Source organism: Donghicola sp. (genome assembly GCF_025210255.1).
GTDB classification, from domain to species: Bacteria; Pseudomonadota; Alphaproteobacteria; order Rhodobacterales; family Rhodobacteraceae; genus Donghicola; species Donghicola eburneus.
Genome location: NZ_JAOARZ010000007.1, coordinates 102,358 through 109,617 on the forward strand (window position 1 = coordinate 102,358; position 7,260 = coordinate 109,617).

Annotated in this window: 7 protein-coding genes and 1 pseudogene; 1 reads left to right on the forward strand and 7 read right to left on the reverse strand. The window is 61.3% G+C overall.

Features of this window, described 5'->3' with window-relative positions; all coding sequences use genetic code 11:
- Positions 1–71: 71 nt before the first annotated feature.
- Positions 72–1,367 carry a DUF2254 domain-containing protein gene (locus N4A58_RS01040; RefSeq protein WP_293707089.1) on the reverse strand — a complete coding sequence of 432 codons (1,296 nt, stop codon included), beginning with the start codon at positions 1,365–1,367 and terminating at the stop codon, positions 72–74.
- Between the two features lie 191 nt (positions 1,368–1,558).
- On the opposite strand from N4A58_RS01040, the gene N4A58_RS01045 reads away from it, so the two are divergent.
- On the forward strand, positions 1,559–2,242 hold the full coding sequence (locus N4A58_RS01045; RefSeq protein ID WP_245780538.1) for a FadR/GntR family transcriptional regulator: 684 nt from the start codon (positions 1,559–1,561) through the stop codon (positions 2,240–2,242).
- 3 nt (positions 2,243–2,245) lie between these two features.
- Here the strand turns inward: N4A58_RS01045 and N4A58_RS01050 are convergent, their stop codons facing one another.
- The 6 genes and pseudogenes from N4A58_RS01050 to N4A58_RS01075 form a co-directional block, all read right to left on the reverse strand.
- On the reverse strand, positions 2,246–2,872 hold the full coding sequence (locus N4A58_RS01050) for an SGNH/GDSL hydrolase family protein (protein WP_293707090.1): 627 nt from the start codon (positions 2,870–2,872) through the stop codon (positions 2,246–2,248).
- Positions 2,869–3,765, reverse strand: a complete 897-nt coding sequence (locus tag N4A58_RS01055; RefSeq protein WP_293707091.1) for a sugar kinase — start codon at positions 3,763–3,765, stop codon at positions 2,869–2,871. The genes N4A58_RS01050 and N4A58_RS01055 overlap by 4 nt, the downstream gene beginning before the upstream one ends.
- A 3-nt stretch (positions 3,766–3,768) precedes the next feature.
- Positions 3,769–4,632, reverse strand: coding sequence for an amidohydrolase family protein (locus N4A58_RS01060; RefSeq protein WP_293707093.1), 864 nt, complete (start codon positions 4,630–4,632; stop codon positions 3,769–3,771).
- Positions 4,632–5,768 carry a mandelate racemase/muconate lactonizing enzyme family protein gene (locus N4A58_RS01065; RefSeq protein WP_293707095.1) on the reverse strand — a complete coding sequence of 379 codons (1,137 nt, stop codon included), beginning with the start codon at positions 5,766–5,768 and terminating at the stop codon, positions 4,632–4,634. The genes N4A58_RS01060 and N4A58_RS01065 overlap by 1 nt, the downstream gene beginning before the upstream one ends.
- A gap of 8 nt (positions 5,769–5,776) precedes the next feature.
- Positions 5,777–6,682 carry a 5-dehydro-4-deoxyglucarate dehydratase gene (gene kdgD, locus N4A58_RS01070; RefSeq protein WP_293707097.1) on the reverse strand — a complete coding sequence of 302 codons (906 nt, stop codon included), beginning with the start codon at positions 6,680–6,682 and terminating at the stop codon, positions 5,777–5,779.
- Between the two features lie 22 nt (positions 6,683–6,704).
- A pseudogene (locus N4A58_RS01075) lies at positions 6,705–7,260 on the reverse strand (aldehyde dehydrogenase (NADP(+))); the annotation flags it as partial.

Here is a 7,260-nt window from a genome sequence, read left to right on the forward strand (position 1 = left end):
CCCGACCATACCAACCAAAGCACTGAACACACAGGAGGTTCCAAAGAAAATAGTCGTACTCAAAGAAAAAGCTACAAAAGATGAGTCAGATCGGCATGTTTCCGCAAGCGGGTGATGTCGTCATCACACATGCCCGCGTCCGTACATCTTTGAATACTCAGATCCGCCAGCGCGGTGGCTGCCGGTCCAAACACTTCTGCATTATTCTGTGCCAGCGCTTTCAATGCAATATGCAACCGTATTTGAACTTCGACAAAGGCCGCGCCATCGCGCGTGAGCGCATGAAATGCGTCATCAATCATGTTCTGGCCAGAGATCGGGGGCATATGAACCCGCTTGCAATCCGGCTCGTCCGGCGGTTCGGGCTTCCAAAGGCTCAGCACCCGTGCTTGCCGCGAGATCACGTCAATTGCGGTACCCGGATCATTCACTGCAGGAGATAGCGCACGCAGCGCAATCTCTGACAAAACAATCAGACCGAAGCGCGGATCTTGGTCAAAGTTGCGTTCGCGCCCGATGGTGACACCTTGGCGCACCGTCGCCATCTGCTCTTCGTCTAGCCGCGTGCCCGTCACATAGAGGATTGGAATGGAAGGATGCACGAATTTGCCTGCGGGTTCAGAGATCCAAACCTCGATATCCATCTCCTCGGACAGCTTATCCAGCCCTGCCACATCCACATGCTGCACATACCCGACCTGCGCCGGATAGACCGCCCGTGCATCCGGAGGGATTGCTCCAAGACGCGGGGTAGCGCCAAGAAAGGGCGCTGCGACACGGGCCTTGATCGCTTGGGTCGCAGCTTGCTCCACCCGGTCGAGCGTGTCGTTCATGCGGCCGAAGTTGATCAAGTGGGAGATCCACCGCAGCAGCGCCAGAACGACCGTGGCCACAACCAATACGGTCGAGACGAACAGCAGGAATTTCCCGTCGTCGCTGTAAAGGCCCGCCTCCAGTCCGATGATTGCCATCAAACTGAACAGAAACGCCCCAAGGAAAGTCGCCAGCACGTTCTGCGTCGTCGTGTCCTGCTGCAGCAAAGCCGTGGATCTGGGGGTGGCCGAGGTTGCCGCCGCCGCATAGGCCTGCACTGCGATAGACAGCGAGAATGTCGTCACTGCCAACATTGATGAAGCGATGATCTGAAGCACCTCTTCAACCGCACCATCACCTGGATCAAACCTTAGATTTTCGGGGACATATGGGGCCAAAGACGGGGACACCAAGGCAGCCAGCACGGCGATCGCGCCGTATCCCAGCACCCTCACCCAGATTTCCTTGAGCACCTGCCGCAATTTCCACAGGTATTGTCCCAGCACGGCGGCACTCCTTTGCTTTGCATCGAAGTGGAACGCGCCATCCGACATTGGGTTCCCCGCCCGCGATGCGCTTTTCGCAGCGAAGTCTGACATACAATTGCAATTGTATGTCAGACTCTTGTACCCTTGAACCAAATCCTGCCAGTCCGCGCAACGCTTGGGCCGCAAAGCCCATCCGAGCCGCGCAACCAGCAGTTATCAGGAGCAAAACAATAACAACCTCGGCCCGCAAAACACTGGTGGCAACCCTACGAGATGACCTTCGGGCCATGATCCTTTCTGGGAAGTATTGCCCCGGCGACAAACTTCCTAGCGAAGCGCAACTCACCCGCGATCACACCGTCAGCCGCACGGTTGTGCGAGAGGCGATTGCCGCCCTGCGCGCCGATGGCTTGGTCGAGCCACGCCAAGGGTCAGGCGTCTACGTGCTAGAGCCCGCCGCCGAGGTGCCTGCACCCTTTACCAACATCGACAGCGCGCGCTTGTCATCGATGATCGAACTGTTGGAATTGCGCACCGCAGTCGAGGTCGAGGCCGCCGGTCTGGCCGCACAACGCCGCAGCCCCTCGCAAGAAGAGCGGATCATCGACGCCCTGCGCACAGTGACAGACGCGAACACCAGTGGCGCGCCCTCTGCCGATGCGGATTTCGATCTGCACCTCGCCATCGCCGAGGCGACAAACAATCCACGCTTCTGCGAATTTTTGCAGGTGGTCGGTCCGAACAGCATTCCGCGGCGCGCTTTGGACACGGCATCGTCCGAAGGCTCCCCGCATGCTTATGGGGCCATGATCAACACAGAGCACGACAACATCGTCACCGCCATTCTGAACGGCGACGAGCAAGGCGCGCGCGACGCGATGCGGCAACACCTGAAGGGCAGCCAACAGCGCTATCGCACGCTCCTTCGCGCTGCCACTTAACGGTCAGAGGTTCAGGAGTTCCCGCACCGGCGCTGCTAATGCACTGCCGATCGAAGCTGTGTCTTTTGCGGGCAAATGCACGCCATCAATGGCCGAGGTCGTGGCAACCGTCCCCGCGTCGAAAAACGCAACGCCAAGGTCCAGCGCCAACTGCTGATACGTAGGCGCAAGACGCTGAGTTTCCGCCACATCACGCCCACCGCCCGTCACACCGTCTGGCCCGATCACGCAGGGCGGCGGAGAGACCAGAAGCACCTCGGGCGTTTGCCCGATGCCTTCATAGGGATGGGTGCGGATGATCTGCGCCAGACGCTTCATCCCCGCAGTAGCCCCCTCGGCGCGGCCGCAGATCGTGGGCTTCAAATCGTTGGTCCCAAGCATCACGATCACCAAATCCAGCGGGCTGTGGGAATGCAGTAGGATTGGCAGCACCTTGGCGCCGTTTCGACAACAGGGACCAGAATGGTCGTCAAATACGGTGGTCCGGCCACCGAGCCCTTCGGAGATCACCTCGACCCCAAGCTCCTGCTGCAACACGTTCGGCCACAGGAACTCTGCAGGATGGCGGGTGCCATCTTCGGGTTTGTGGCCCCATGTTAGGCTGTCACCAAATGCAAGAATGCGGGTCATGCGGCGTCCTTTGCGATCTGATCCATGGGCATGAGCGCCCCCTTGTGGCCGATCACTTGCTTGGCGATCCCGTGGGCATAACGCGCCGCTTCAGGTGCGGGTATGCCCTGTAAGCGGGCACTAAAATATGCACCATTGAAGCTGTCTCCCGCGCCAGTGGTATCCACGGGCTGCGCCTTGGGACCGGGTTCGATCAGATGAGTTTGGCCATCTGCCAGCACCAGCATGTCGCCACCGCCGTTCTTGACCACGATTTCGGTCGCGCCCGCGTCGGCGTAACGTTTCAGCGTCGCCTCGGGGTCTGCGTCGCCAAAGAAATCTGCCTCGTCCTCGTAGCTCGGTAGGGCAATCTCACTGACACGCGCGGCCTGCATGATCGCCTCGCACATCGTCTCGGTATCGGGCCAAAGGCGCGGGCGCAGGTTGGGGTCAAAAGCAATTCGTTGCCCCTGCAGAGCCTCCAGCAAAGCGGCGCGGCGATCAGCGGTCAGAATGCCCAATGTGATCCCCGAGAAATACACCAGATCGGCCCCGTTCACAGCCGCGGTCAAGGTCGCCGGATCGTCCGCCAGACAGCGCGCCGCTGCCTGATCGCGCCAGTAGGTAAAGCTGCGCTCACCGTCCTTTAGGGTAATCATATAGAGGCCCGCCACGCGGGTCGGATGGCGCATTACGTGGTCCGTGCCGATGCCCCCTGCCCCCATGAAATCGAGCATCTGCTGCGACACCGGATCAGTGCCAACGCAGGTCACGTAATCCACTGATCCAGCAGGCAAAGTCGCCCGCGCGTACCAAGCTGTGTTGAACGTGTCCCCTGCAAAACCCGAACGCCAGAGGTTCTCTCCGGCGCCCGACAGCTCAATCATACATTCCCCGATAGAAACCAGTCTCATGCCTCACTCCCATTTGGGAAAACCGTAAAGCTCCTGAGGGTTTTCTACCAGTGCCAACTGCAACGATTTCTCGTCCGGCAGCCAAGACAGAACCGTGTCGGTCAACGCTGCGTCGTCGGGATAATCCTCGGTCTTTTTAGCAAGGTTGTGGGGCCAGTTGGTGCCCCAGATGATGCGCTCGGGGGCATAGGCGGCAATGTCCCGCGCGACCTCGGCGATATCGGGGAAGTCGGGGCCGCCGACCAAAGTGGCCTCGTAGCAGCCCGCGAACTTGAACCAGACGTTGCCAGTGTCGATCAGGCGCTTGATTGTGTCCACATGTGCAGGCGTGACGCCGCCGAAAATCTTGCCGTGATGGTCCAGAACCCAGCGGGATTTGAGGGCCTTCAAGCGCGGCTCCAGATCGGGCAAGGCAGTGCCGTCAAACTGCAAGGCAGTCATCCAGCCCGCATCGGCAGCCTTGGCGTCGACGGCCTCTAGCTGCTCCAGCCCCACTGCCCCACCTGGCAGGTCCATGATCCGCGCGCCGACGATACCGGCGGCGGTCAGGCGCTCCATCTCGGCGTCCGAGGTGTCCTTGCTGATCACCGCCACACCCTTGGCCAGATCGCCCATCTCGGCCACGCAGGCCAGCAGACAGGCGTTGTCCGCCTGATGGGCGTTGCCTTGGGTGATCACCACGCGGTCGATCCCAAGCCATTCCATCGCTTGGCGGTACATATCGGGCGTCGGCAAGGGCGCGGGCGGCAGGCCCGGACCGCCATCCACCGCGGGATAGCCCGGCACGTACATGTGCATCTGGGTGTCGATGGTACCACGCGGCAGGATGGTTTTCGGCGGCTCGCCGTTCAGCTTGCGGTCAATCATCACGCGTCCTTCATGGCAAATTCACGCAGCGCATCGCGGTTAATCTCGATCCCCAAGCCAGGGGCGTTCGGGATCTGGACGACGCCGTTCTGGTGTTCGATGGGCGTGGTCAGGACGGCCTGACGGAAGGGGTTATGGGTCCGGTCAAACTCCATGATCGGATCGACGGGGTTGGGCCGCACAGGGCTGGGGATTTGCGCCGCCATCCACTGAAGCGCCGCCGCGATCTGGACGCCCGTGCCCCAGACGTGCGGCACCAGACGGATGCCGCTGGTCGCCGCCATATCGGCCACGCGCCGCATCTCGGTAAAGCCGCCCACCCCGCACAGGTCAGGCTGCGCAATGTCCACCAGACGTTTTGCAAAGGGCTCGGCAAAGCCCCAGCGGGTGTGCCATGTCTCGCCTCCGGCAACAGGGATCGGCTGGCGGGCGCGCACATCGGCATAGGCCCCCAGCTGTTCGGGGACGACGGGCTCTTCGAACCAGTCGATGTCATAGTTGGCGGCCTTGTTCCCCAGACGCACTGCATCCACCACATCATAGCCGTGGTTGGCGTCGATCATCAGGCGCATGTCGTCGCCCATCACATCGCGGACGGCACGAATGACGCGCAGGTCCTCGTCCACATCAAAGCCGATCTTGATCTTGGCGGCGTGGAAACCGGCGGCCTTGTGAGCGGCCATTTCACTGGCGTTACCCTCGACCCGATCCACGCCATCGCGTTTGAAGCTGCCGGTGGCATAGGCGCGAACACTCTCGCGGAAGCGGCCCCCAAGCAACATCGACACGGACTGCCCCAGCGCCTTGCCCTTGATATCCCACAGAGCGATATCGATGCCGGACAATGCCGTGACCGCCAGCCCGCGCTGCCCCTGATCGCGCAGCGCGTTATAGCAGGTGGCCCAGATTTTCTCGGTCTCCATCGGGTTCTGCCCGATCAGCCAACCCTTGTAGGCCGCGACCACCGACGCGTTGGGGCGCGCGGGCCCCAAACATTCGCCCCACCCGATGGTGCCATCGTCGCAGATGACCTCCACCAGCACATGGGCGCGGCGGTCGAACCGCATCGAGGCGCTCTCGAACGGCGTCTCGAGGCGGTGTTCCAACAGGTGGGTACGAACGTCGGTGATCTTCATTTTGGGCCTCAGACGGGGTTGGCGTCGATGATCTGCTGCAGGATCTGCTCTTCTTCGGGGGTCAGGTCCGACAAGGGCGACCGCACGGTGCCCGCGTCAAAGCCAACCAGACGGACGCCCGCCTTGATCGCCGAAACCGCATAGCCTTTGCGGCGCGAGCGCAGGTCCATGAACGGATAGAAGAAGCCTTTCAGGATCTCTTCGCAAGTGGCGCGATCCCCGGCCCGCAACGCGTTGTAGAACTTGTTCGCCAGCGCGGGGACAAAGTTGAACACGGCCGAGGAATAGGTGGTGAACCCAGCCCCCAGATAGGCCTCAGCAAACAGCTCTGCGGTGGGCATGCCCCCCAGATACATTAGACGGTCGCCCATCTTGGCCGTGATCTGGCGGACCAGACCGATATCGCCCGTGCCGTCCTTGAAGCCGATCAGGTTGGGGCAATCATCACACAGGCGCGCCAGAGTATCGGGCTGCAGCACCGCGTTGTCTCGGTTGTAAACCATCACGCCGAAATCTACCGACTGGCAGACCTTTTTGACGTGTTCGAACAGGCCCTCTTGGGGGGCATCGATCAGATAGTGGGGCAGAAGCAGAATGCCATCTGCACCGACCTTCTGCACGGACTGAGCAATCTCGACCGCCATTTCGGTGCCATAGCCGCAGCCCGACACGATGGCGGTTTTGCCCGCGCTTTCCTTGGCCGCCTGAACGATAGTCGGGATTTCCGACGGGGTCAGTGAAAAGAATTCGCCCGTGCCGCCTGCGGCAAACAGAACCGGTGCATCAAAGCCCGCCAGCCAGTCGATATGCTTCTGGTAGCTGTCCTGCTGGAATGCACCATTGCCGTCGAAATGGGTCACGGGGAACGATAGCAGTCCCGAACCAAGGGCTGCTTTGATCTCGTTGGGGGTCATTTTCTAGTCTCCTTGGATGGTCTTATGCCAAATCGTCGGGCAGGATCGATGCTGGGATGTTCTGATAGCACACGGGGCGCAAGAAGCGGCGGATGGACAGGGTGCCCACCGAGGTTGCGCCAAAGTTCGTCGACGCCGGATAGGGCCCGCCGTGAACCATGCTGTCGCAAACCTCGACCCCTGTGGGGAAGCCGTTGGCCAGAACGCGGCCTGCCTTGCGCTCCAGCACCGGCAGGAGGCGGCGCGCCAGTGTCGCATCGCTATCGTCCATGTGCAGGGTCGCGGTCAGCTGGCCGACAAAGGACTTGGCGACCTCGATCATCTGGGCCTCGTCCTTGGCGACAACCACCAGACCGAGGGGACCAAAGACTTCTTCGCTCAGGGCGTGGTTGCCGATCCAGTCGTCCGCGGACACACGGAACAAGAACGGCTTGGCTTCGCGGGTGTCGCACATTGACGTCAGCATGTCCTGAACCCCAGCCGCGCCCTGCATCTTGGCCGCACCATCGCGATAGGCCGCCGCAATTCCGTCGGTCAGCATGACCTGCGCACCGCTCTCGGACAGGGCTGCACGGGCC